Source organism: Bradyrhizobium sp. 87 (assembly GCF_023073015.1).
GTDB lineage: Bacteria > Pseudomonadota > Alphaproteobacteria > Rhizobiales > Xanthobacteraceae > Bradyrhizobium > Bradyrhizobium canariense_D.
Genome location: NZ_JADPIQ010000075.1, coordinates 171,649 through 194,464, shown reverse-complemented (window position 1 = coordinate 194,464; position 22,816 = coordinate 171,649). Strand labels below are relative to the sequence as shown.

At 65.0% G+C, this 22,816-nt stretch carries 20 protein-coding genes; 7 read left to right on the top strand and 13 right to left on the bottom strand.

The annotated features are described in order from the left end of the window. Nucleotides 1-326: 326 nt before the first annotated feature. Both IVB50_RS17540 and IVB50_RS17535 read right to left on the bottom strand, forming a co-directional pair. A complete protein-coding gene (locus tag IVB50_RS17540; RefSeq protein ID WP_018457916.1) occupies nucleotides 327-1,490 on the bottom strand; it encodes a CmpA/NrtA family ABC transporter substrate-binding protein in 1,164 nt (387 codons plus the stop codon). After that, nucleotides 1,487-2,077, bottom strand: coding sequence for an ANTAR domain-containing protein (locus IVB50_RS17535; protein WP_007590901.1), 591 nt, complete (start codon nucleotides 2,075-2,077; stop codon nucleotides 1,487-1,489). Before IVB50_RS17535 ends, IVB50_RS17540 begins: the two co-directional genes overlap by 4 nt. Nucleotides 2,078-2,188: 111 nt before the next feature. Between IVB50_RS17535 and rimO the strand changes: the two genes are divergently transcribed. Further along, nucleotides 2,189-3,514 (top strand): 30S ribosomal protein S12 methylthiotransferase RimO, encoded by a 1,326-nt coding sequence (rimO, locus tag IVB50_RS17530; RefSeq protein WP_018457917.1) that lies wholly within the window; start codon nucleotides 2,189-2,191, stop codon nucleotides 3,512-3,514. Nucleotides 3,515-3,604: 90 nt separating this feature from the next. On the opposite strand, the gene IVB50_RS17525 is transcribed toward rimO, so the two are convergent. The 3 genes from IVB50_RS17525 to IVB50_RS17515 all read right to left on the bottom strand — a co-directional run bounded on the left by IVB50_RS17525 (nucleotide 3,605) and on the right by IVB50_RS17515 (nucleotide 5,461). Next, complete coding sequence (locus tag IVB50_RS17525; protein ID WP_026233462.1) at nucleotides 3,605-4,024, bottom strand: carboxymuconolactone decarboxylase family protein; 420 nt, start codon at nucleotides 4,022-4,024, stop codon at nucleotides 3,605-3,607. Further along, a complete protein-coding gene (locus tag IVB50_RS17520) occupies nucleotides 3,957-4,388 on the bottom strand; it encodes a MerR family transcriptional regulator (RefSeq protein WP_018457919.1) in 432 nt (143 codons plus the stop codon). Before IVB50_RS17520 ends, IVB50_RS17525 begins: the two co-directional genes overlap by 68 nt. 125 nt (nucleotides 4,389-4,513) lie before the next feature. Then, nucleotides 4,514-5,461, bottom strand: coding sequence for a hypothetical protein (locus IVB50_RS17515; protein ID WP_247296685.1), 948 nt, complete (start codon nucleotides 5,459-5,461; stop codon nucleotides 4,514-4,516). A 403-nt stretch (nucleotides 5,462-5,864) separates the two neighbouring features. Here IVB50_RS17515 and IVB50_RS17510 point away from each other — a divergent pair, with 403 nt between their 5' ends. Beyond that, a complete protein-coding gene (locus IVB50_RS17510) occupies nucleotides 5,865-7,061 on the top strand; it encodes an acetylornithine transaminase (RefSeq protein ID WP_085384082.1) in 1,197 nt (398 codons plus the stop codon). Between the two features lie 122 nt (nucleotides 7,062-7,183). On the opposite strand, the gene IVB50_RS17505 is transcribed toward IVB50_RS17510, so the two are convergent. From IVB50_RS17505 to pcsA, 3 genes are all read right to left on the bottom strand, one after another. Continuing rightward, on the bottom strand, nucleotides 7,184-8,158 hold the full coding sequence (locus tag IVB50_RS17505; protein WP_018457922.1) for a quinone oxidoreductase: 975 nt from the start codon (nucleotides 8,156-8,158) through the stop codon (nucleotides 7,184-7,186). 75 nt (nucleotides 8,159-8,233) lie between these two features. After that, nucleotides 8,234-8,968, bottom strand: a complete 735-nt coding sequence (locus IVB50_RS17500) for a TerC family protein (RefSeq protein WP_018457923.1) — start codon at nucleotides 8,966-8,968, stop codon at nucleotides 8,234-8,236. Then, nucleotides 8,965-9,732, bottom strand: coding sequence for a phosphatidylcholine synthase (gene pcsA / locus IVB50_RS17495; RefSeq protein WP_085353096.1), 768 nt, complete (start codon nucleotides 9,730-9,732; stop codon nucleotides 8,965-8,967). The genes IVB50_RS17500 and pcsA overlap by 4 nt, the downstream gene beginning before the upstream one ends. An 87-nt stretch (nucleotides 9,733-9,819) precedes the next feature. Here pcsA and IVB50_RS17490 point away from each other — a divergent pair, with 87 nt between their 5' ends. Continuing rightward, on the top strand, nucleotides 9,820-11,004 hold the full coding sequence (locus IVB50_RS17490) for a UbiH/UbiF family hydroxylase (RefSeq protein WP_018457925.1): 1,185 nt from the start codon (nucleotides 9,820-9,822) through the stop codon (nucleotides 11,002-11,004). A 7-nt stretch (nucleotides 11,005-11,011) separates the two neighbouring features. On the opposite strand, the gene IVB50_RS17485 is transcribed toward IVB50_RS17490, so the two are convergent. Then, on the bottom strand, nucleotides 11,012-11,965 hold the full coding sequence (locus IVB50_RS17485) for an AEC family transporter (protein ID WP_204511255.1): 954 nt from the start codon (nucleotides 11,963-11,965) through the stop codon (nucleotides 11,012-11,014). Between the two features lie 106 nt (nucleotides 11,966-12,071). On the opposite strand from IVB50_RS17485, the gene hspQ reads away from it, so the two are divergent. Then, nucleotides 12,072-12,401: a heat shock protein HspQ gene (hspQ, locus tag IVB50_RS17480; protein WP_018457927.1), complete on the top strand. Its 330-nt coding sequence runs from the start codon at nucleotides 12,072-12,074 to the stop codon at nucleotides 12,399-12,401. A gap of 77 nt (nucleotides 12,402-12,478) precedes the next feature. On the opposite strand, the gene IVB50_RS17475 is transcribed toward hspQ, so the two are convergent. Further along, complete coding sequence (locus IVB50_RS17475; protein ID WP_018457928.1) at nucleotides 12,479-13,303, bottom strand: invasion associated locus B family protein; 825 nt, start codon at nucleotides 13,301-13,303, stop codon at nucleotides 12,479-12,481. Nucleotides 13,304-13,563: 260 nt separating this feature from the next. Here IVB50_RS17475 and IVB50_RS17470 point away from each other — a divergent pair, with 260 nt between their 5' ends. The 3 genes from IVB50_RS17470 to IVB50_RS17460 all read left to right on the top strand — a co-directional run bounded on the left by IVB50_RS17470 (nucleotide 13,564) and on the right by IVB50_RS17460 (nucleotide 18,251). Then, the gene (locus tag IVB50_RS17470; protein WP_247296683.1) at nucleotides 13,564-15,432 is read left to right on the top strand and encodes an extracellular solute-binding protein; all 1,869 of its coding nucleotides are present in this window, start codon (nucleotides 13,564-13,566) and stop codon (nucleotides 15,430-15,432) included. A 4-nt stretch (nucleotides 15,433-15,436) separates the two neighbouring features. Then, complete coding sequence (locus IVB50_RS17465) at nucleotides 15,437-16,939, top strand: AMP-binding protein (RefSeq protein ID WP_247296681.1); 1,503 nt, start codon at nucleotides 15,437-15,439, stop codon at nucleotides 16,937-16,939. Between the two features lie 85 nt (nucleotides 16,940-17,024). After that, nucleotides 17,025-18,251, top strand: coding sequence for a GGDEF domain-containing protein (locus tag IVB50_RS17460; RefSeq protein WP_247296679.1), 1,227 nt, complete (start codon nucleotides 17,025-17,027; stop codon nucleotides 18,249-18,251). Nucleotides 18,252-18,451: 200 nt separating this feature from the next. Here the strand turns inward: IVB50_RS17460 and IVB50_RS17455 are convergent, their stop codons facing one another. The 3 genes from IVB50_RS17455 to IVB50_RS17445 form a co-directional block, all read right to left on the bottom strand. Beyond that, on the bottom strand, nucleotides 18,452-18,661 hold the full coding sequence (locus IVB50_RS17455) for a cold-shock protein (RefSeq protein ID WP_018457932.1): 210 nt from the start codon (nucleotides 18,659-18,661) through the stop codon (nucleotides 18,452-18,454). A gap of 237 nt (nucleotides 18,662-18,898) precedes the next feature. Beyond that, nucleotides 18,899-22,417 (bottom strand): transcription-repair coupling factor, encoded by a 3,519-nt coding sequence (gene mfd / locus IVB50_RS17450; RefSeq protein ID WP_247296677.1) that lies wholly within the window; start codon nucleotides 22,415-22,417, stop codon nucleotides 18,899-18,901. Next, on the bottom strand, nucleotides 22,414-22,704 hold the full coding sequence (locus IVB50_RS17445) for a succinate dehydrogenase assembly factor 2 (protein WP_018457934.1): 291 nt from the start codon (nucleotides 22,702-22,704) through the stop codon (nucleotides 22,414-22,416). The genes mfd and IVB50_RS17445 overlap by 4 nt, the downstream gene beginning before the upstream one ends. Nucleotides 22,705-22,816 lie beyond the last annotated feature (112 nt).

The following is a 22,816-nucleotide window of genomic DNA, read 5'->3' as shown; positions in this document are numbered from 1 at the left end:
GTAACGAAGCTCCTGCGGCCACCTGGGTGGTATCGACGGAAAGTGCACGACCCGCGAGGAGCTCGGCTGGCTCGAGAGCCGGCTGCGCACCCAGCGGTCCGAACAGCTTCGTTGCTGGGGACTGGCGCAGCAGGCATCTGTGACAGGCTGGCCGCACTGCAACATTCAAGTTGCGTGCCAGCTTCGATGAAATGAAAATGTGTGAGGTATCAGGTAATTAAGAGCGCGCCGGGGAACTCTGGGCTCCGGAACTCTTATGAAATTCGAGCAGTCGGCCTAAAATTTAGACTCGGATCTCCAGCGCTCAAAAACGATGCAGACCCGAATCACACCTTCCAGCGGCCCACCTCGAAGGCCTCGAGATGCCCCCGAATATTGGCGGGATCGAAGGCGGGGCCGGCGAATGCGCCGAATGCCGCGGGGGCTTGGGCGGGCGGCCGGCGCCCGAGGGCGCCGTCGTAGAGATCGGGCCTGAACACGGCCATCGCCGTCTTGACGCCGTCGGGCGTCAGCGTCGTCTGCCCCCAGCGCACCATCTGCGCATAGAGCCAGGCGGCCTGGACCGGATCGGGGCGCCCTGCTTCCTCGCGTCCCACCAGGAGGTAGCTGCCGCTCTCGCGAAAGGTGCCGTCCGGCGAAATCTTGAGGCGCCCCGTGAGGGTGCGCTGGATGACTTCGGCATCGACGCCGATCCGCTCCGGCTGCGCCAGGATCTGCGCCGCTTCGGTCCGGTTTTCGGGATGCTCGATGAACTCGGCGGCTTTCACCGCCGCGCGCACCAGGCTGGCTACCACGTCGGGATTCTTGTCGGCCCAGACCTGGCGGAGCGCCAGCACCTTCTCCGCCGCATGGGCCAGGATGTCGGAGACGAAATGCAGGATGTGGCCGATCCCGAGATCGACCGCGATCGAATTCCAGGGCGCACCGACGCAGAACGCATCGACATGCCCATTGGCAAGACTGTCGACCATATAGGGCGGCGGCAGCACGACCAGCCGCACGTCCTCGTCGGGATCGACGCCGGCCGCCGCCATCCAGAACCGCAATTGATAATTGTGGGTCGAGAACGGGAAGGTCATGCCGAAGGTCAACGGATCGGCCCCAGCCTTGCGCCGCTTGGTGACCACGCGCGCCAACGCTTTTGCCGTGGCGAGCGGATCGAAGCGGTCGCCGTCGATCTCCTCCATCAGCGCGGTATGAAGCGCCGGCGAGACCGTGATCGCGTTGCCGTTGATGCCGAGATTGAAGGGCGCCGCGATCGGCACCTTGACGTGGCCGAGCCCGAGCGAGGACGCAATCGCGACGGGAGCGAGCAGATGCGCGGCGTCGAACAAGCCGATATTGAGCTTGTCGCGGACGTTGGACCAGGAGACCTCGCGGACCAGTTCGACCTCGAGCCCTTCAGCCGCGGCAAATCCCTTGTCGACGGCAACGATCAGCGCTGCGGCATCGACCAGCGGAATGAACCCGATGCGGAGGGGAGCGGTCATTTCAGCATCTCCGACGCGGTGATGATCGACTGGGCGATCTCGCCGATTTTCTTCTTCTCGCGCATCGCAGTGGAGCGCAGCAGCACATAGGCCTCGTCCTCGGTGAGGCCTTTCACCTTCATCAGGATGCCCTTGGCCTTCTCGATGACCTTGCGATCCTCGAGCTGCGACTTGGTACGCTCCAGTTCCTCCTGGAGTTTTGCGAAGGCATTGAAGCGCGACACGCAGAGGTCGAGGATCGGCTTGATGCGCTCCTTCCTCAGCCCGTCGACGATATAGGCGGAGACCCCCGCCTCGACCGAGGCCTGGATCGAGGATGAATCGCTCTGGTCGACGAACATCGCGATCGGCCGCTTCACGGCGCGGCTGACCTGGAACATCGCTTCCAGCACGTCGCGGCTGGGGTTTTCCAGATCGATCAGGATGATGTCGGGATCGACCGCATAAATCCGGGCGAGCAGGCTCTGCATCTCGCGGATATGGACGATCTGCGTAAATCCGGCCTCCCGCAACCCTTCTTCGAGGATCGCAGCCCGGATCGGGCTTTCGTCGACGATCACGATTTTGGGCGACTGTTCGGCGCTCATTGCTCACTCACCACCAGTGATTCATCCATAGCATGCCCGCGAGCCATGCAAAGGGTTGTAATTATGGGCAATTGGGACTAGCTCAACCCTGTCAATCAGGCAGATTTGGATATGGATCAGACGGCTGCGCCGAAGGTCAGCTTCGTGTCGCTCGGGTGCCCCAAGGCTTTGGTGGATTCCGAGCGCATCATCACGCGTCTGCGCGCCGAGGGCTACGAGCTCGCCCGCAAGCATGACGGGGCCGACATCGTCATCGTCAACACCTGCGGCTTCCTCGACAGCGCCAAGCAGGAATCGCTCTCGGCGATCGGCGAGGCCATGGCCGAGAACGGCAAGGTGATCGTGACCGGTTGCATGGGGGCGGAACCCGAGCAGATCGAGCAGGCCTATCCCGGCGTGCTCTCCATCACCGGCCCGCAGCAATATGAGAGCGTGCTGGACGCCGTGCATCGCGCGCTGCCGCCCGCCCACAATCCGCATCTCGATCTGGTGCCGCCGCAAGGCATCAAGCTGACGCCGCGGCACTACGCCTATCTGAAAATCTCCGAGGGCTGCAACAACCGCTGCACCTTCTGCATCATCCCGAAGCTGCGCGGCGACCTGGTCTCGCGACCGGCCAACGACGTGCTGCGCGAGGCCGAGCGCCTGGTCGACGCCGGCGTGAAAGAGCTGCTGGTGATCTCGCAGGACACTTCGGCCTATGGCGTCGATCTGAAATACGCCGAGAGCCCGTGGAAGGATCGCCAGGTCCGCGCCAAATTCATCGACCTCGCGCGCGAGCTCGGCGAGCTCGGCGCCTGGGTCCGGCTGCAATATGTCTACCCCTACCCGCATGTCGACGAGGTCATCGCGCTGATGAACGAGGGCAAGGTGCTGCCCTATCTCGACATCCCGTTCCAGCATGCGAGCCCCGAAGTACTGAAGGCCATGAAGCGCCCGGCGGCGCAGGACAAGACGCTGGCGCGCATCAAGCGCTGGCGCGAGCAATGTCCTGATCTCGCTTTGCGCTCGACCTTCATCGTCGGCTTCCCCGGCGAGACCGATGCGGACTTTGCCTATCTCCTCGACTGGCTGGACGAAGCCGAGATCGATCGGCTCGGCTGCTTCAAGTACGAGCCGGTCGCCGGCGCCACGGCGAATGCGATCGAGAACCCCGTGCCGGAAGAGATCAAGCAGGAGCGCTACAATGCACTGATGGCGCGCCAGCAGAAAATCTCTGCGCGCAGGCTGAAGCGCAAGGTCGGCACGCGCCAGCAGATCATCATCGACGAGGTCGGCCCGACCGTCGCAAGGGGCCGCTCCAAGGCTGATGCGCCCGAGATCGACGGCGCCGTCTACCTGTCGAGCCGCCGCCCCTTGCGCGTCGGCGAGATCGTCACCGCCAAGATCGAGCGCGCGGACCAGTACGACCTCCACGGCAGCGTCGCGGGATTCTGAGATTCCGGTCGCGGCACGCCGGCAAGACCGGCGCGCCTTAGGCATTTTCCACCAGCCGGCGTTCAGGCTGGGCGTGCCCGAACTACGAGGTCATGTCGCTTCTCCCGACGCCTGCTGTTCGTCGCGTGCGGCGAACACTTCCTTGGCTGCGAACAGCCCGTTCAGCGCCGCCGGGAAGCCCGCATAGACGGCCATCTGCATCATGATCTCCACGATCTCGTCGCGAGACAGGCCGACGTTCAGACCCGCCTCGAGATGCACTTTGAGCTGAGGCGCGGCATTTCCGAGCGCCGTCAGCGCGGCGATCGTGGCGATCTCTCGATCGCGCAGGCCGAGGTCCGGGCGGCAGTAAATGTCGCCGAACGGAAACTCGATCACGTATCGTGCGAAATCCGGAGCTATGTCGGCGAGTGAGGCGACGACCTTTTCGCCGGCACTGCCGTCAATACGTGACAGGGCCCGCTGACCGCGATCGAAGCGGCTTTCGTCTTGTGTTTGGGCGTGCGTCATTTTCCTTCGTCCTCTGTTCGTCGCTGGCATAGCCGGCGATCTTGGTATCAAGGACGAGCAGGCATTCCTGGAGTTCGGCAATCTGCGTGCGTACCTGTTCCCGGTGGACTTCCAGAATCTGCCGCCGGCTTGTGCCGGTAGCGTCGCCTTCATCCCGAAGCGCCGCGTAACGCAACATGTCCCGGATCGGCATTCCCGTGGTCTTGAGCCGCCCAAGGAATGCGATCCATGTGAGGATCGATGCGTCAAAGTCGCGCTGGCCGGAGCGATCCCGGTCGGCGTATGGAAGCAGCCCGATGCGCTCATAATAGCGCAGCGTGTGCGTCGACAGGCCGGTCCGTTTTGCGAGGTCGCCGATCTTCATGTGTGCCCGTTCTCGTACTGACGCACGTACAGATACCCCTTCGAGCGCGCTCTAAGTCAAGGGGGATCGAAGGTGCAAAGATTTCGGCGCGCCGGCTGGGCGGCAGCGTCGCGGCACTCCGAGCTTCAAGATTCCGCCAGCCATTTCGGCACCCAGCGCTCCGGGCGCGGGGCGCGGGCAAGATCGGCTTGCGCCTCCGACAGCTTCGCGGGCTCGCCCTCGATGGTCGGGCGCACATCATATTCGAAGTTCGGCATGACGCGGCCGTCGGCATAGAGACCGAATTTCATGGCGTACCACAGCCCGAGCTCGGGCTGTGCGCGGCGCATCTCCTCACGCAGATCGCGCAGCAGGGATTCGATCGAGGCGGCTTCCTCGAACGGCTGCGGCCCGCGCGACAGGACGCGCGCCTCGTACTGCTTGCCGACGATCGCGACCTCGAAATGCGTCTTGTCCCAGGCGTTCTTGCCCTTGGGGAGATGCGCGGCCAGGCGCCAGCCGAGCTCGGCCATCAGGCGATGATTGGCCCAATAGTCTTCGCGCTCCCGGCTCCATCTTTCCATGAAGCCGCGAAAGTCGGGCAGCTCCGAGGGATGGTTATCGGCCGCCGCCGTCTCCCCGGTCGGCCGTCCTGTCAGCCACTGCGCGAGTTCGACCGTCTGGCATTCGACCTCGTCATGTGGCTTCAGATCGCTCCAAGCGTTGTCGAATTGCTGTGATGTCAGTTTTGCCAGCAGACCATCGAGGCTCGGCGCCAGCAGCTCGTGATCGCCCTCGGACCCAAGCCCCACGATCGGCGGATTGTCGCGGTCGAGACCCGCGCCATACCAGCCGCCAACAGCCGAGCCATCCGACAGCCGCATGAACAGCGAAAACCGGTCGCGCAAGGGACTGCCGTCAACAATAGGCGCCTGATCGGAAAACTGGCCCTGCAGCGAGAAGCAGCCGACGCTGCCCCAGGGCCGTCCCTTCAGCCAGCCGGCAAAGTCCAGCAACAGCGGCGGCGCCTCGATGCCCGGCGGAAACGCGCCGCGAATGCTGTCGAGGTCGATCGAATAAGGCGTGTCGGACAAGGCTTAAAACTATCTGGTTGGTCCCGCCCCTCTTGGTCCGAACCGTCAGGCGTTCGGTTCGAGCCAATTCGCGTTCGCTGATCACAAACGCGCTAGAGACGTAATGGTTTCCCGGCGCGCATCTCTCTCCTGCCCCATGCACGCTGGGCGTGTGGTCTGCAAGGCGGCGCTTGACAAGCACGGCCATTCGCATGTATTGCCGCGCCCCATGATCAACGCTCGGACCCATCAGCGCACCGAAATGCTCCGCCGTCGCTTCCGCGACGATGAGAGGGTGCGCCATGTCCGACGACGCCGCTGAAGCACTGAATTCAGCGTAGGTTTTCGAGAAGGCCGCACCCGCAAGGTGCGGCCTTCTTGCTTTTCGCGCCCCCTTTTCCACCCGCCTCCAGAGGAGTTCGACATGACCACCGCCACCCATCCGTATGACGCGTTGATGGACATCACCGCTCGGCCCAAGGCCGTGTTCGTTCGCGGCGCCGGCTCCTACCTCTGGGACGACAGCCGCAAGCGCTATCTCGATTTCGTACAGGGCTGGGCGGTCAACTGCCTCGGCCACTCCCCGCCCGCGATCGCCAACGCGCTTGCCGTGCAGGCCAAGCGGCTGCTGACGCCAAGCCCCGCCTTCTACAACGAGCCAAGCCTGAAGCTCGCGCAGGCGCTGGTTGCAGACAGCGCGTTCGACCAGGTGTTCTTTGCCAATTCCGGCGCGGAAGCCAACGAGGGCGCGATCAAGCTCGCGCGCAAATATGGCAGCCTGCATCGAGGTGGCGCGTACGAGATCATCAGCTTCGAAGGCGGCTTTCACGGCCGCACCTTGGCGACGATGTCGGCCTCGGGCAAGAAGGCCTTTGAGCCGCTGTTCGAGCCAAAGGTCGCCGGCTTCAAGAAGGCGAAGCTCAACGACATCGCCTCGGTCGAAAAGCTGATCAACGACAACTCCGTCGCTGTGATGATCGAGCCGATCCAGGGGGAATCAGGCGTATGGCCGGCGACCGATCAGTTCTTGCAGGAGTTGCGCGCCCTCACCGACGCGCACGGCCTCCTCCTGATCTTCGACGAGATCCAGACCGGGATGGGCCGGACCGGCAAGCTCTTCCACTACGAGCACACCGGCATCGCGCCCGACATCATGACGCTCGGCAAGGGCATCGGCGGCGGCGTGCCGCTCGCGGCGCTGCTCGCGACCGAACGCGCGGCCTGCTTCGAGCACGGCGACCAGGGCGGCACGTTCAACGGCAACCCGATCATGTGCGCGGCGGGGCTTGCGGTGCTCGACGAGGTCAGCAAGCCGGAGTTCCTGAAGACGGCGACCGAAACCGGGCTGCTGCTCGAAAGCGAGCTGCAGAAGGTCTCGGCGCGGCATGGGCTCGGGGAAGTGCGAGGTCGCGGGCTCCTGCTCGCGCTCGACCTCAAGCTGCCGATCGCGCCCGGCATCGTCGCGCAGGCGTTCGAGGCCGGCGTCCTCCTCAACGCGCCGCAGGTGGACACGTTGCGCTTCATGCCGGCGCTGAACGTCACGCGGGCCGAGATCGCCGAGATGATCGATTGTCTCGACGGGATCTTGACCAGAGCCGGCGCGGCACGGCGGGTGGCGTAGACGGCCCGCTCTCTTCTCCGTCATGGCCGGGCTTGTCCCGGCCATCTACGCCTTGAGGCGCGGCACGAAGAGCGTGGATGCCCGGGACACGCCCGGGCATGACGACTTCGGCAAGACGTTCTTTACGGCTTCAAGATCGACGCACCCGTGGTCTTGCGGCTTTCGAGATCGATATGCGCCTTGGCGGCGTCTTTGAGCGCGTAGGCATGGTTGATCGGCACGTGCAGCTTGCCGTTGATGACGGCGGCGAACAGCGTGTCAGCGCCTTCCAGCAACTCCTTGCGCGTTCCGATATAGTCGTTGAGCTTGGGCCGGGTCGCAAACAGCGAGCCGTGGGTGTTGAGCTCGGCGATCGAGAACGGCGGCACCGGGCCTGAGGCATTGCCGAAGGAGACGAACATCCCGCGCGGCTTCAGGCAGGACAGCGAGCCCGGGAACGTCGCCTTGCCGACACCGTCATAAACCACGTCGCAGCCCTCGTTGCGGCTGATCTGTTTGACGCGCGCAACGAAGTCTTCCTCGTTGTAGAGGATCACATGGTCGCAGCCATTGGCCTCGGCAAGCGCAGCCTTCTCGCGCGAGCCGACGGTGCCGATGACGTGGGCACCCATGGCCCTCGCCCATTGGCAGGCAAGCAGGCCGATGCCGCCGGCCGCGGCATGGATCAGCACGCGATGATGCGGCTCGACCTTGAAGGTCTTGTGCAGGAGATACCACACCGTCAGCCCCTTCAGCATCAGCACGGCGCCCTGCTCGTGGGTGATGTGGTCGGGCAGCTTGACCAGCCGCTCCCAGGGGATGTTGCGCTCCCCGGTATAGGCGCCGAGATTGTGGTAGTAGGCGACGCGGTCGCCGGGATGGAAATTCGTCACGCCCGGCCCGACCGCGACGACCTCGCCCGAGGCTTCGTTGCCGGCGATGAAGGGCAGCCCCGGCGCCTTGTAGAGGCCGGTGCGGTAATAGACGTCGATGAAGTTCAGGCCGACGGCATGCTGGACGATGCGCACCTCGCCGGGCCCGGGCGCCGGAACATCGACGCTCTCATAGACCAGGGCTTCGGGGCCTCCGACCTTGTGCACACGGACGGCTTTGGTCATCACCTGACCTCCTTTTCTCGCGGGCCAGCGAAAGACATCGCGCCCGCCTTGTCAACTCGACGCGGGCTGGAACGCCTAGACCGACGGCTTGCCGGTCTTCCTGCGGTTGCGTTTCGCTAGCACGTTGAAAAACTCGACCGCTGCCGAGAACGCAATCGCGAAATAGATGTAGCCGCGCGGGATGTGGAATTGGAATCCGTCCGCAACCAGCGCGACGCCGATCAGCACCAGGAAGGCCAGAGCCAGCATTTTCGTGGTCGGATGCTCCGCGACGAACCGCGACACCGGTCCGGCCGAAATGTACATGATGAGACAGGCGATCACGACGGCCGCGATCATGATTTCGAGGTCCTGCGCCATGCCGATCGCCGTGATGATCGAGTCCAGCGAGAACACGATGTCGATGATCACGATCTGGACGATGACCCAGAAGAAAGCGTTACGAGGTGACTTCTCGCCGCCCTCGCCGTCATCGGCTTCGACCTCGCCATGAATCTCGTGCGTCGCCTTCGCAATCAGGAACAGACCGCCGCCGATCAGGATGAGGTCGCGCCAGGAGAAGCCGTAACCGGAAAACGAAAACACCGGCGCGGTCAGGCCGATCAGCCAGACCAGGAGGCTGAGCAGGATGATGCGGAAGATCAGCGCCAGCGCGAGCCCGATCTGGCGGGCGCGGTGCGCCTGCTTTTCGGGAATGCGCGAGACGATCACCGACAGGAAGATGACGTTGTCGATGCCGAGCACGATCTCGAGCGCGGTCAAGGTGAGGAGCGCGGCCCAGGCTTCGGGGCTGGTCAACAGGTGCATCATGCGAAGGATCTTGTCAGCCGTATCAATGCGTCGCTGAAGCTGATCCAGAGCGCGATCGCGCAGAGCGCGACAGTCACACCGGTGCCGACGCGAAAGTCCATCTGCAGCGTGTAGAAGGAGAGCAGAGCCCAGATGGCGATCAGCGACATCGTCAGCCAGCGCAGCCGCACGACGCGCACCGGATGCAGCACGTGGAACGGCACGAAGGTCAGCACCACCAGGGCCGCTACTAGCAGCGTCGAGAGCAGAGGCGGCCAGTGCAGCAGAAACAGATAGAACGCCGCCGCATTCCACAGCGCCGGAAAACCGCGGAAATGATTGTCGTCCGCTTTCATGCGCAGATCGGCGAAATATAATGCGCTGGTGACGATGATGGCGACGCCGAGCAGGGGAGCTGCGACCGGCAGCAGCAAGCCGCTGGCCACGATCGCATAGGCCGGCACGAAGACGTAAGTGACGAAATCGACCACGAGGTCGAGCACGTCGCCCGACCAGTTCGGCTGCACGTCCTTGACGTTGAGCCGGCGCGCGATCGGCCCGTCGATCGCGTCGATGATGAGGGCGACGCCCAGCCATTGAAACATCGCCGCCCAGTGCTCACGCACGGCCTCAAGCATCGCCAGCAGCGCGATCGCCGCACCGAACGCGGTGAAGATGTGCACCGAGAAGGCAGCGGCGCGGATCGCGGGCCTGGGCTTCAGGGAATCCTCTTGGCTGTCCATGACTTCTGCTATCAGAATGACACCGGTTTGCACATAAGCCATTGCGGCGCCTGGTCGCACAATTCGTCATAAAATCAGGGAAATATGAGTGGGCTTGAATTTGCCGCGGGGCATGTCCAATGTCGTTCCATGACAGATGCATCGACACTCTTTGACGCGGCCGTGATCGGCGGCGGACCGGCGGGACTGAGCGCCGCCATCGCATTGGCGCAGGCGGGCGCACGGACCGCGCTGGTGGCGCGTCGCATGCCTTATGCCGACAATCGAACCACGGCGCTACTCGGTGCCTCCGTCGATCTGCTGGAGAGCCTCGACGTCTGGCCGCGCTGCAAGGACAAGGCGGCCGCGCTCGAAATCATGCGGCTCGTCGACGACACCGGCCGGCTGTTTCGTGCGCCGGAGGTCCGGTTCTCCTGCCACGAAATCGGCCTCGATGCCTTCGGCTACAACATCGACAACCGCTCGCTGATGCTGGCGCTGGAAGCGCGCGCGGCCGAACTGCCCGATGTCGTCCGTTTCGACGACGAGGCCGAAACTGTCGTCATCGAAGCCGATGACGTCGCGATCCGCACGGCCGCTGCGCAATTTCTCTCGGCCCGCCTCGTGGTCGGGGCCGACGGCCGGCATTCGCTGTGCCGCGAAGCCTCCGGCATCGCGGTGACGCGGCGCGAGCTGACCCAGACGGCACTGACTTTCAACGTCGGGCACGCGCGGCCCCACCGCAACGTCTCGACCGAGTTCCACACCCCGCATGGTCCTTGCGTGTTCGTGCCCCTGCCCGGCGATCGTTCCAGCGTCGTCTGGGTCTCGGCGCCTGCGGACGCCGAGCGGCTTCGCGGCCTGAGCGATGAGGAATTGTCCGCCGCGATCGAGAAGCAGTCGCATTCGATCCTCGGGCGCATGACGGTGGAGCCGGGCCGCCATCTGTTCCCGCTGGCGATCGAACGTCCCAAATCCTTCGGCGGCGACCGCATTGCGCTGGTCGGCGAAGCCGCCCATGTGGTTCCCCCGATCGGCGCCCAGGGTCTCAATCTCGGCCTCCGCGATGCCGCCGACATTGCGAGGCTTGCAGGCGAGGCCATCGCATCAGGCCAAGATCCCGGCGCAGCAGACGTGCTCAAGCGTTATGACCGGGCGCGGCGTCCGGACATCCTGAGCCGGACCTTTGCGATCGACATCGCCAACCGCTCGCTGCTCAACGATTTCCTGCCACTCCAGCCCGTCCGCGCGGTCGGCATGCACCTGCTCGGCGCGATCGGCCCGCTCCGGCGTTTTGCGATGCGCGAGGGGCTCACGCCGACTTGGCGGAAGTAACCGCCGCTCAAGGAAACGCCAGCCGGCCAGTCTGGATCGCCCACATCACGCTGGTCAGCGTGACCACGGACGCAAACGTCCCGAGCAGCACCGCGACGGAGGCAGACTCGATCCAGGCGTCGTTCTGCCGGGCGATGACGAACACGTTTAGCGCCGGCGGCAGCGAGGCCATCAGCACGGCGGTCGCGGCCCAGGGCTGCGCAAACGGGCCGAGCGCCAGCATCAGGCCGAAAGCTGCAAGCGGATGGATCAGGAGCTTGATCGCGATCACGCCCGGCACTTCCCACGGGACCCGATCGAACGGGCGGAGCGCCACGGTCACGCCGAGCACGAACAGCGCGGTCGGAGCGGCTGCGTTCTGGAGGAAGGTGATGGTGCGATCGAGTGCGACGGGCATCTCGATATGCAGCGATGCGAAGGCCGCGCCAAAGCAGGCCGACATGATCAGCGGGTTGAGCACGATCTGCTTCAGCACGACGCCGAAGGCATGCACGATCGAGGGATGATCGCGGTCGGAGAGCTCGATCAGCAACGGCACGATCGTGAACAGGAAGATGCTGTCGCAGCAGAAGATCAGCGCAGTCGGCGCGGAGGCCTTCGGCCCGAGCACGGCGAGCGCCAGCCCCGGTCCCATGTAGCCGATATTGCCGTAGCCGCCGGAGAGCCCGGCGAGCGTCGCCTCGCGCAGCGTCAGCCCGCCCAAAACCTTGCCGACGACCAGCGCGAGTGTGAACGCCGCAACGGTCGACAGGGTGGTCGCGACCAGGAACGGCGGGTTGTTCAATTCCGAAAACGGCGTCTTCGACATGATCGCAAACAGCAGCGCCGGCAGCGACACATAGAGCAGGAAGAAGTTCATCCAGGCGAGGCCCGATTCCGGCAGGGATTTGACCTTGCCACAGGCGAATCCAACGAAGATCAAGCCGAAATATGGTAGAGCCAGATTGAGGATATCGACCATTGATGAAGTGTTTTCTGAAGATTGGGGGCCTATCTGCCCCGCAACCGCGGGTTAATTCCAGATCAGGGCACTAGCATCGGCCACAATCCTGGTCTATCGACGGGGAATGATTAAAGCGCGGACCGCCAAATTCCAGATCGGACAGGTCGTGCGCCACCGGATCTTCTCGTTCCGGGGCGTGATCTTCGACATCGATCCGGAATTCAACAACACCGAAGAGTGGTGGCTGTCGATCCCCGAGGAGGTGCGGCCCCACAAGGACCAGCCGTTCTATCACCTGCTCGCGGAGAACTCGGAGTCGGAATACGTCGCCTATGTCTCCGAGCAGAATCTCGTGCCGGACGATTCCGGCGAGCCGGTCCGGCATTCCCAGGTCGCCGAGATCTTCGTCAAGGACAAGACCGGCTATCGCCCGCGCAATCCTTCGCTGAACTGAGTTTCGAAGCCATCAACTGGCCAGCAAAAAAGGCGCTCGAACCGAGCGCCTTTTTCATGTGCGGGATTGATCCCTGATTACTTCTGTCCGGCCGGAGCGGCGCCAGGCGCTTGCTGCTGCTTCTTCTGCAGCTCTTCAGCCTTCTTCTGGAGCTCTTCCTGCAGCTTCCTCTGGGTTTCCTCGAACACCTTCGGATCGGTCGGCGGGCCGTCATAGGCCTTCTGGAATTCGCCGGCGAGCGGCAGCGGCAGCGTCAGCGGTGCGCCGTTGGCATTGATCGCCTGAACAACGAGGTTCTGGCCCTTCTTCATGTTGTTGATGAACTCGGGCGTGGCTTCGTAGTCGGACATGCAGCCGTTCTGGAAGCAGATCACATACGGGCTCTGCAACGGCGGATTGTTGTCCACGATGATGCGGGTGCCGTGCACCAACTGCATGCCGAGCGGCAGCGTCACGCGCAGGATCTTTTTCGGCTCGCCTTCTGGCTCGATGATGACGGCCGCGATGACCGGCTGGCCCGACTCGATACGGCCGTCCTTGCCGGTGAAGCAGACCTGCTTGGCATTGGCGTCCTGGCCCTTGAGGCAGAACTTGGTCCAGGGGGCGTAGATCAGCTGGATTTGCTGATCGGCCGGCTGGGCCGCGCCCTGCTGCGCTGGAGCGCCCTGCGCCGGAGCGCCCTGGGCGGGTGCCGGCTGGGCCGGTGCCTGAGCGGCCGGCGCCGGAGCCTTGGGGGCAGCCTTCGGAGCGGCCTTCGGGGTCGCCTTGGGCGCGGGCGTGCCCGGAGCTGGCGCGGGAGCCTGGGCCTCGGCGGCAAACGGGACGGCCAACGCCGTCGCCGTCAACAAGGCGAGAAGTCGCCCGCGCGGCCGGACGGACGCGGCCAAGTAACGGAAATTCATTGCGGAAAACCCTTTCTGAACGGGAAGTGCCCGAACCGCTTCGACGCACCGAGCCTGGCCGCGTTGGGCGCGGCTCTCTCCCCGTCAAATGAGGCAGATAAGTGACGGGCTCGGCGCTCTTGCGCGATTGCGTGCCTTCTTAACGTGGCCGACGAAAAGATCAATGCCGACAAGCGCCTTTGACCGCGCGTCGGCGTGCGCCCCCGGGAAAATCCCTGTGATAGGATTCAGGCCTGCGGTCCTCGAATCAACGTGTCCACATGTTCATGTTCCAGTGCCTTCTCGAGGGCCGTCCTGAAGGTCTTTGCGTCCGCCTCTGTGTCCTGGCTTTCGCCTTGGGGCTCCCGTTTTCCTTGGGGCTTCCGGCCAGCGGCGCAGAGGCCGAGGAAGCCCACGCCATCGCCATGCACGGCAAGCCGGCGATGCCTGCCGGTTTCACCCACATGCCTTACGTCAACCCTGACGCCCCCAAGGGCGGCCGGCTGACCTGGGGCGTTCTCGGCACCTTCGACAGCCTCAATCCCTTCATCGTCAAGGGATTGGCCGTGCAGCCGGTCCGGAACTACGTGGTCGAGAGCCTGCTCGCGCGCGGCAATGACGAGCCGTTCACGCTTTACGGACTGCTCGCCAGATCGGTCGAGACCGATGACGAGCGCAGCTTTGTCACGTTCCACATCGATCCCCGCGCGCGCTTCTCCGACGGCAAGCCGGTCCGCGCCGAGGACGTGCTGTTCTCCTGGCAGTTGCTGCGCGACCACGGCCGCCCCAACCACCGGCAATATTACGGCAAGGTGGCAAGGGCCGAGGCGCCGGATCCCCTCACCGTCCGCTTCGACCTTGCGGGAGCCAATGACCGCGAACTGCCGCTGATCCTCGGCCTGATGCCGATCCTGCCGAAACATGCGGTCGACGTCGCGGCTTTCGAGGAGACGACGCTGTCGGGCCCGGTCGGCTCCGGCCCCTATCGCGTCACCGCCGTGAGGCCCGGTGCCAGCGTGACGCTCACCCGCAATCCCGACTATTGGGGCCGTGACCTCGCCATCAATCGCGGGCTCTACAATTTCGAGGAGATCAGGCTCGACTATTTTCGCGAAGCCAACGGCCAGTTCGAAGCTTTCAAGCGCGGCCTCTATGATTTCCGCATCGAGCACGAGCCGCTGCGCTGGCACGACGGCTACGACTTTCCCGCGGCGAAGAATGGCGACGTGATCCGCGACACCTTCAAGCCGGGCGTGCCGCAACCTTCCGAATTTCTGGTGTTCAACACGAGGCGTCCCATATTCGCCGACATCCGCGTGCGCCAGGCCTTGACGCTGCTGTTCGATTTCGAGCTGGTGAACCGCAACTACTTCTTCAACCTCTACTCGCGCGTCGCCGGCTATTTTGCCGGCTCGGACCTCTCAGCGTATGGCAAGCCTGCGGATGCGCGCGAGCGCGAGTTGCTCAAGCCGTTCGCCGCGCAGATCCCGCCTGACATCATGGACGGCAGCTACCGCCTGCCGGTGACCGACGGTTCGGGCCGCGACCGGACCACGCTGCGCGCGGCGCTGAAGCTGTTGTCGGAGGCCGGCTACGATCTCGACGGCACCGTGCTGCGCAACCGTGCGACCAAGGCGCCCTTCACCTTCGAGATCCTGGTCACGACCCGCGACCAGGAACGCGTCGCGCTTGCCTTTCAGCGCGACCTCAGGCGCGCCGGCATCGAGCCCAGCGTGCGATCGGTCGATCCCGTGCAGTTCGACCAGCGCCGGCTCGCCTACGAATTCGACATGATCCAGAACCGCTGGGACCAGTCCCTGTCGCCCGGCAACGAGCAATATTTCTACTGGGGGAGCGCTGCCGCCGACAGTCCGGGCACCCGCAACTACATGGGGGCCCGGGATCCCGCGGTCGATGCGATGATCGCCGCACTGCTGGAAGCCCGTGAACACACGGATTTCGTATCCGCGGTGCGGGCGCTCGACCGCGCTTTGATCTCCGGTTTCTATACAATCCCCCTGTTTAACGTATCCGAGCAATGGATCGCGCGCTGGAATCGGATAGAACGGCCAGAGGCCACCTCGCTGTCCGGCTATTTGCCGGAGACCTGGTGGTCGAAGGGGCAGCCGCAAGCTCATCAAGCAAAGTGACGCCGTGAACCAGCCAGCCGTATCGCCGACGCTCGACACACTGTTTCAGCGCACGCTGATGCGGCAGCCGCACGCGACCGCTCTGCTCGACCCCCTGAACAAGTTCCGCGTGACCGGGCACGAGCCGCGGCGGATGAGCTATGCCGAGGCTGACACCGCCATCGAGGCGCTGTCCGCCTATTTCGTCGAATCAGGCCTGCCGGCCAATTCCGTCATCGCCATCCAACTGCCGAATACGGTCGAGTTCGTGCTCACCGTTCTCGCCGCCCATCGCGCCGGTCTTGTCGTCGCCGTGCTGCCGCTGCTCTGGCGCCATGCCGAACTGACCGCCGCTCTCAATCGTACCGCGGCGCGCGCCATCGTCACCATGAGCACGGTCGACGGCGTCAGCTATGCCGATCTCGCCATGCACGCGGCCGCGGAAGCCTTCTCGATTCGCCATGTCTGCGGCTTCGGCACCAACCTGCCCGAAGGCATGGCCTCGCTCGACGACGTGCAGGCCCGTCCGCCCGGCACAGCGCGCGCCGTGATTCAGGATGGCCGCAAGGCGGCGATGATCTCCTTCGACGTCACCGCGGAAGGCTTTCGTCCGGTGCCGCGGCCGCATTTCAGCCTGATCGCCGGGGGGCTCGCGATGTCGCTGGAAGCCGACATCAGGCAAGGCGCAACCGTGATGGCGGCGTTCACGCCGATGTCGTTCGCAGGGCTCGCCTCCTCGCTCGCGGTGTGGCTGCTGTGCGGCGGCACGCTGGCGCTGCATCACCCCTTCGAGAACGACGTGCTGGAGCAGCAGATCAATGCGCACGAATGCGACGTGCTGATCGCACCGGCACAGTTCGCCCAGCGGCTCGGCGATTCCGAGCTGGCGGCGCGGATGCCGAGCTTGCGCAACGTCATCGGCCTGTGGCGCGCCCCCGAGCAGGTGTCGGCGAGCGAGGCATGGATTGCGCCGCATGCGCCTTTCACGGACGTCTATCTGTTCGGCGAGGCCGGATTGTTCGGCGCCCGGCGTGGCGAGGACGGCATGCCGGTGCCGGTGATGCCGGGACCGCACGGCGCGCCGCGCGAGCAGTCGGGTTCGTCGATCGCCGGCGAGATTCTGCTGACGCCGAAGGGCACGCTCGGGCTGCGCGGCCCGATGGTGCCGATCGCGGCCTACGCCCCGCCGCCGCCGGTCGGCGACACCCTGATCGCGCAACCGCCACGCGACTATGTCGATACCGGCTACGCCGCGCGGCTCGACCGTCCCAGCGGCGCGATCTGTATCACCGCGCCGCCCTCCGGGATCATGGCCGTCGGCGGCTACCGCTTCCTCTCCAACGACCTGCAGGAATGGGCGCGCCGGCTCGGCCAGGGCGCCCTGCTGACCGCGCTGCCTGACCGGCTCTCCGGTCACCGGCTCGCGGGCCGGGCTCAGGACAATGCCCGCGCCCGCGAGGCGCTCAGCGAACTCGGGCTTAACCCCCTGATGGTCGAAGCTTTTCGCGACCGTTCCGGGCCGGTCTAAGCGGAGTTTCGACCGTTCCATTGACGCTGCATTAAGGCGGCCGGACTAGATTGCGCAGCACCTGTTGCGTGACCAGAGTTTCTCGATGTCCCAGGCCGGCCCGATCCTGTTTGTGTCCAATGGCGAGCGGCCGACCTTCCTTGCGGCGCTGGACGAGGCGCGATTCTTTCCCGTGATCGACACCGGCTGGGCCGGCGCTGCGCGCGCGGTCGAAGAGGTACAGCCGGCCGCGGTTCTCGCCGCGATGCATGCCGGGCACGAGCCGCATCTGGCGCCGCTCGCCAGCAAGATCGCAGAGCAATCCCCTTACCTTCCCTTCGTGGCATTGGATGCGGCGGGCGCGCTCCCGCACAACGTCCTGCCCTTCTCTTCCTCGCGCGCCGGCCATTCCGAACGCCTGATCGCGCGGCTTCGCGCCGCTCTACGGATTCGTACCCTTCACGCCACGGTGCTGCGCCGGCTGCCCGAGGTCAAAGTCGCGCTGCCGGAGGCTGATCCCGTTCGCGATGCCACGGTGCTTCTGATCGGCCGCGGCACGGCTTACCCCGCGCTTTCCGTCGCGCTCGGCGAGCGCGTCGGCGTCATCGGGGCGCTCTCGATCGAGGCAGCGGCCAAGCATCTCAACACCCGCGACCTCGACGGCGTCGTGCTCGCTGAAGGTTTTACCCCCCGCGTGACCGATGCCTTTCTCACGGTGCTCGCCGAGGACACCCGCTTCCGCAGCCTGCCCGTGGTCGTCACTGCGCATCAGTTGACGCAGACTTACGACCTACCCAATCTTGAACTGATCCCCGGTGAGTCGGCGAAGGTCGCCGCCAACGCGCTGCCCCTGATCCGCCAGCACGCCATGGAAGCCCAGCTGAGCCGTACGCTGCGCTCGATCGATGCCGGCGGCTGGCTCGACCCGCGCAGCGGCCTGCTCACGGCGGAAGCTTTTGCGCGTGATTTTGCCAAGGCGGTCGAGCAGACGCTGGCCCGCGGCGGCGGCCTCTCGGTCGCACGCTTCGCCTTCGATCCCGGCAATTCCCGAGCCCAGCTCGATGCCGCGCGCATTCTCAGCCGGCTGATGCGGCAGATGGATTTTGGCGTGGCGCAGAAGGACGGCTCGGTCGTCGTCGTGTTCGCGGAGACCGACTTCCGCACCGCCCACATGATCGCCCGCCGCCTCTCCGCGGTGATGCGGCACACGTCGAACGGCAAGCACGAGATGCGCAGCGATCCCGTCGTTTCGGTGGATTCGCTGTCGCCCTCGGATACGGCAAGGTCGCTGCTTGGGCGGCTGTCGGCCGAGGCATCGCGGGCGGCGTCGTAATCATCCGCGAGCGCTCGCTGCCGTCGGAGCTCGACTGCTCACATGTGGAAGCTTTACGCGAAACGCACCGTTCGCATTCTCATTCGCGAGGGCCGGCCGCTGGCGCAAAAAACCCGCGGCCGGTAAACGGTCGCGGGTCAAAATCCGAAGCTCTGCCAGTACATCCGTGGTCAAAGCAACGTCATTGGGATTGCGGCAGCCTATGCGGCGCGCAGATCTTCAGCAGCAGACTTGCCGGTCTTGCGATCTGCAACGATTTCAAAAGAAACCTTCTGCCCTTCGTTGAGGGTATTCATGCCGGCGCGTTCAACGGCGCTGATGTGAACGAAGACATCCTGGCTGCCCTCGTCCGGCTGAATGAATCCGAAGCCCTTTTGGCTGTTAAACCACTTCACAGTTCCCGTCGTCATGGGGATCGTCCTTTAAGATAGATAAACGTTTAGCCGCGCTCAGAAGCGCGGTGGGTGTCGTCGAGATCTGGAGGGAGGGTCGTCAGTCAGGCGCGCTTTTCAGCGGCGAGGCCAAGTCGTTCGGCCGAAACTCGATAGACTGAACCTAGCAACTGTTCGATCATTGCGCAAGTGATCATATGTCGCTGTTCGGGGATCCGAGTGCGGCGCGTCGTTTCGCGCCGCCTCCGGAAACCTCTACGCCGCCTTCTTGCTCTGCGCGAGCTGCGCCAGCTGGCGCATGATCTCGGTGGTGCCGGCAAGACGCTCTTCCGGCGTCTCCCAGTCCTGCAGGAACACCACCTTCATGTCGGGCCGCACCTTCGCGGCCTGGCCGTGGCTGCGGATGAAGCTCACCAGCCGGTCGGGATGGGCGAAGGAATTGTCGCGGAAGGCGATGACGGCGCCCTTCGGACCGGCGTCGATCTTGCCGACATTGGCTTGGCGGCAGAACGCCTTGATCGCGGCGACCTTGAACAAATAGCGCACCTCGTCCGGCAACACGCCGAACCGGTCGCGCATCTCGGCGCCGAAGTTCTCGATCTCCTCCTCGCTGTCGAGGTCGGCGAGCCGGCGGTAGAGTGACAGCCGCACCGAGAGATCGCCGACATAATCCTCCGGAATCAGCACGGGCATGCCGATGGTGATCGTCGGCGACCAGCGGTCGGCCGCGGGCTCGGACACGCCAGCCTTGAGGTTGACGATCGCCTCCTCCAGCATCGATTGATAGAGCTCGAAGCCGACCTCCTTGATATGGCCGGACTGCTGCTCGCCCAGGATATTGCCCGCGCCGCGGATGTCGAGATCGTGCGAGGCGAGCTGGAAGCCCGCGCCCAGCGTCTCCAGCGATTGCAGCACGGTGAGCCGGCGCTCGGCCTGCGCCGTGATCTTCTGCTGCGCCGGCAGCGTGAACAGCGCATAGGCCCGCAGCTTGGACCGGCCGACGCGGCCGCGGAGCTGATACAGTTGGGCAAGGCCGAACATGTCGGCGCGATGCACGATCAGCGTGTTGGCGTTGGGGATGTCGAGGCCGGATTCCACGATCGTGGTCGACAGCAGGATATCGAACTTGCCGTCGTAGAACGCCGTCATGATATCCTCGATCACGGCGGGCGGCATCTGCCCGTGCGCAACCGCAACCTTCATCTCCGGCACGTTCTTGTCGAGGAAATCCCTGACCTCGGCGAGGTCGTCGATGCGCGGCACCACGTAGAACGCCTGGCCGCCGCGATAGCGCTCGCGCAGCAGCGCCTCGCGGATCATCAAGGGGTCGTGCGGGGCGACGAAGGTGCGGACCGCGAGGCGGTCGACCGGGGGCGAGGCAATGATCGAGAGCTCGCGCACGCCGGTGAGCGCCAATTGAAGTGTGCGTGGAATCGGCGTGGCCGACAGCGTCAGCACGTGCACCTCGGCGCGGAGCTGCTTCAGCCGCTCCTTGTGGGTCACGCCGAAATGCTGCTCCTCGTCGACGATCAGCAGGCCGAGATCCCGGAACTTGATCGACTTGCTGAGCAGCGCATGGGTGCCGACGACGATGTCGACCGAGCCGTCGGCGAGGCCCTTCTTGACCAGATTGAGCTGCTTGGCGGGCACCAGCCGGGAGGCCTGGGCGACCTGGACCGGGAAACCCTTGAAACGGTCGGTGAACGTCTTGTGATGCTGACGGGCGAGCAGCGTGGTCGGCACCACGACCGCGACCTGCTTGCCTTCGAGCGCCACCGCGAAGGCGGCGCGCAGCGCCACCTCGGTCTTGCCGAAGCCGACGTCGCCGCAGATCAGCCGGTCCATGGGACGGCCGAGCTCGAGGTCCTTCAGCGTGGACTCGATCGCACCAAGCTGATCCTCGGTCTCGTCATAGGGGAAGCGCGCGCAGAACTCGTCGTAGAGGCCCGGCTGCACCGGCAGCTTCGGCGCCTCATGGAGGTGGCGCTCGGCGGCGATCTTGATCAGCTCGCCCGCGATCTCACGGATGCGGTTCTTGAGCTTGGCCTTGCGCGTCTGCCAGCCCGAACCGCCGAGACGATCAAGTTCGACCGTGGTCTGGTCGGAGCCATAGCGCGACAGCAGCTCGATGTTCTCGACCGGCAGGAACAGCTTGGTCTCGGCGGCATAATGCAGCTCGAGGCAGTCATGGGGCGCGCCGGCGACGTCCAGCGTCTGCAGGCCGATGAAGCGGCCGATGCCGTGATCGACATGGACCACGATATCGCCGGCGGCGAGGCTCGTCACCTCCGAGATGAAATTGTCGAGCTTGCGGCTCGCCTTGCGCGGTCGGACCAGGCGATCGCCAAGGATATCCTGCTCGCTGATGACAGCGATCTCGTCGGTCTCGAATCCGCTTTCGAGGCCGAGCACGGCCAGCATGGTCTCGTTGCGCGGGGTCGCCTGCACCGTGCGCCAGCTGTTGACGCTGGTCACGGGGGTGAGCTTGTGATCGCGCAGCATCGAGGTCATGCGGTCGCGCGAGCCCTCCGTCCAGAGCGCGATGACCACCTTCTTGCGGTTTGTCAGTAGCCCATGCACATGTGCGACGACGGCTTCGAAGACATTGACCTTGTTATCGTTGCGCTCCGGGGCGAAGTCTCGTCCCTTGCGTGCGCCGGCATCGACCACGCTGGTACCATCAGCAGGCACCGAAAACTGCGTCAGCCGCACCAACGGCATCCCGCTCTCGCGCTTGCCCCATTCCTCCTCGGTCAAATAGAGCCTGTCAGGCGGCAGCGGCTTATAGATGGCGCCGCCGCCCGGATGCTCCATCGCATCGCGGCGGGCCTGGTAATAATCGAGGATCTGCTTGAAACGCTCGCGGATGGCGTCCTCGGCCTGCGGCTCGATCGCGACGCAAGCTCCTTGCAGATAGTCGAACAGCGTGTCCATCCGGTCCTGGAACAGCGGCAGCCAATGCTCCATGCCGGGATGGCGGCGGCCCTCGCTGACGGCCTCGTAGAGCGCATCGTCGCGCTCGGGCGCGCCGAACTCAGCGACGTAGCCCATGCGAAAGCGGCGGATGGTCTCGGTGACGAGCTGGAATTCGGAGATCGGCACGAGATCGAGCGCGCGCATGTCGAGCAGCGTGCGCTGGGTCTCGGCATCGAAGGTGCGGATCGATTCCAGGCTGTCGCCGAAGAAATCGAAACGGACGGGCTGGTCCAGGCCGGCCGGAAACAGGTCCAGAATGCCGCCGCGCACCGCGTATTCGCCGGGCTCGCGCACGGTCGAGGAGCGGTTGTAGCCGTTGTGCTCGAGCCAGGCGATGATGGTATCCATCGGCACGACGTTGCCGGGCGCGACCGACAGCGCCTGCGCCGCGACGAGCTCGCGCGCCGGCACGCGCTGTACCACGGCGTTCACCGTGGTCAGCACGATCAGCGGCTTGTCGCTACCGGTCAGTGACGCCAGCCGCGCCAGCGTCGTCAGGCGCTGCGCGAGGACGCCACCATGCGGCGAGACGCGGTCATAGGGCTGGCAGTCCCAGGCCGGGAAGGTCAGCACGGGCAAATCGGGCGCGAAGAATTGCAGAGCACGTTCGAGCTGCTGCATCCGCGGCCCGTCGCGACAGATCACCGTGAGGCTGACAGCCGGCTTCTTCGGCCGCGCCGCGATGGCGCGCGCGAGATCAGAGATGACGAGGCCCTCGGCACCCTCGGCAACATTGGCAAGCGTGAGCGCGCGGCCGGGCGTGAGCAGCTCGGCCGGCGATTTCATCCCCTGCTTCATACGTCGCGGTCCGCGATCGGAAACCCCTTGATGCGCGCAAACAGCGGGCCAATGACGTCGGCGGCAAGCACCTTGTCGCCGGTGATGGCGGCATAGAGGTCGGGATCGGCCTCTTCGAGCAGGGTCTCGAGCTGCGTCAGCTCGTCATCGGACAGATTGCCGATCTCGGCATCCGCGAACCGGCCGAGGATCAGGTCCATCTCGCGCGTGCCGCGGTGCCAGCAGCGGAACAGAAGCCGCTTGCGGCGGTCGTCCAGCCCGTTGCTCGATCGTGTCGTTCCCGTCATGTCTCAATTCCAGTCAAACGCCAAAAGCCCGGACGTGCCGGGCCGGGGTGATATAGCCACTCGGGCGGGCCCTGTCAGCCCTCGATTTGTCATGGCCCGCTGCCCCGCAGGG

Bases quoted from the DNA above. Each gene is read 5' to 3' on its own strand.
- hspQ (WP_018457927.1), top strand. From the start codon at position 12,072: ATGATTAAAGCGCGGACCGCCAAATTCCAGATCGGACAGGTCGTGCGC.
- mfd (WP_247296677.1), bottom strand. From the start codon at position 22,417: ATGAAGCAGGGGATGAAATCGCCGGCCGAGCTGCTCACGCCCGGCCGC.
- IVB50_RS17485 (WP_204511255.1), bottom strand. From the start codon at position 11,965: ATGGTCGATATCCTCAATCTGGCTCTACCATATTTCGGCTTGATCTTC.
- IVB50_RS17510 (WP_085384082.1), top strand. From the start codon at position 5,865: ATGACCACCGCCACCCATCCGTATGACGCGTTGATGGACATCACCGCT.
- IVB50_RS17460 (WP_247296679.1), top strand. From the start codon at position 17,025: ATGTCCCAGGCCGGCCCGATCCTGTTTGTGTCCAATGGCGAGCGGCCG.
- IVB50_RS17540 (WP_018457916.1), bottom strand. From the start codon at position 1,490: ATGACCGCTCCCCTCCGCATCGGGTTCATTCCGCTGGTCGATGCCGCA.
- IVB50_RS17475 (WP_018457928.1), bottom strand. From the start codon at position 13,303: ATGAATTTCCGTTACTTGGCCGCGTCCGTCCGGCCGCGCGGGCGACTT.
- IVB50_RS17455 (WP_018457932.1), bottom strand. From the start codon at position 18,661: ATGACGACGGGAACTGTGAAGTGGTTTAACAGCCAAAAGGGCTTCGGA.
- IVB50_RS17490 (WP_018457925.1), top strand. From the start codon at position 9,820: ATGACAGATGCATCGACACTCTTTGACGCGGCCGTGATCGGCGGCGGA.
- IVB50_RS17445 (WP_018457934.1), bottom strand. From the start codon at position 22,704: ATGACGGGAACGACACGATCGAGCAACGGGCTGGACGACCGCCGCAAG.
- IVB50_RS17525 (WP_026233462.1), bottom strand. From the start codon at position 4,024: ATGACGCACGCCCAAACACAAGACGAAAGCCGCTTCGATCGCGGTCAG.
- IVB50_RS17520 (WP_018457919.1), bottom strand. From the start codon at position 4,388: ATGAAGATCGGCGACCTCGCAAAACGGACCGGCCTGTCGACGCACACG.
- IVB50_RS17505 (WP_018457922.1), bottom strand. From the start codon at position 8,158: ATGACCAAAGCCGTCCGTGTGCACAAGGTCGGAGGCCCCGAAGCCCTG.
- IVB50_RS17500 (WP_018457923.1), bottom strand. From the start codon at position 8,968: ATGATGCACCTGTTGACCAGCCCCGAAGCCTGGGCCGCGCTCCTCACC.
- IVB50_RS17535 (WP_007590901.1), bottom strand. From the start codon at position 2,077: ATGAGCGCCGAACAGTCGCCCAAAATCGTGATCGTCGACGAAAGCCCG.
- pcsA (WP_085353096.1), bottom strand. From the start codon at position 9,732: ATGGCTTATGTGCAAACCGGTGTCATTCTGATAGCAGAAGTCATGGAC.
- IVB50_RS17470 (WP_247296683.1), top strand. From the start codon at position 13,564: ATGTTCATGTTCCAGTGCCTTCTCGAGGGCCGTCCTGAAGGTCTTTGC.
- rimO (WP_018457917.1), top strand. From the start codon at position 2,189: ATGGATCAGACGGCTGCGCCGAAGGTCAGCTTCGTGTCGCTCGGGTGC.